The organism is Photobacterium lutimaris, from assembly GCF_003025555.1.
GTDB lineage: Bacteria > Pseudomonadota > Gammaproteobacteria > Enterobacterales > Vibrionaceae > Photobacterium > Photobacterium lutimaris.
In genome coordinates, this window is record NZ_PYMH01000047.1 from 1 (window position 1) to 575 (window position 575).

The following is a 575-nucleotide window of genomic DNA, read 5'->3' on the forward strand; positions in this document are numbered from 1 at the left end:
GAACCTGGTTAATTCCACAGAACTCACCTTCATCACGCAGATCACTGTATATCTTTCGGTAACCATAAACTCCGCCAGACTCCAGCCAAAACTGTTTGATCAGCCCGAGAAGGTGTTTGCGCCGCTTTTCCTGTCTACTGTCGGGCTGCTTAAGCCAGGCATAATATCCGCTGGGATGTATGCCAAGCACTTTGCACATGCGCCGAACAGACCAAATAGGTTGGTTGGCTTTAATAAAGGCGTACCTCAGTCGGACTGGCTTGCGAAGTACACCGCGGCTTTTTTTAATATGTCTCGTTCTTCAGTGACTCTTTGTAATTCCTTTTTGAGTCGGCGGATTTCTGCACTTTCATCAGACTGGGCTTGGTATTGGGAGGAGTCAGGGCCGTAGCGCTTGATCCAAGCATAAAGGCTATGGGTCGTTGTGCCTAAACGATTCGCAACATCGGCCACGCTATGGCCTTTTTCTGTAACCTGTTTTACGGCTTCAATTTTGAATTCTTCTGGATATCGTTTGCTGTTCATAAGCACCTCTTTATTAGTCATTTTGTCTAACTAAAAGGTGTCTATCAAGT

At 46.1% G+C, this 575-nt stretch carries 1 pseudogene; it reads right to left on the minus strand.

The window, feature by feature from the left end:
* Positions 1-525, minus strand: a pseudogene (locus C9I99_RS27505) (transposase); the annotation flags it as partial.
* Positions 526-575: the final 50 nt, after the last annotated feature.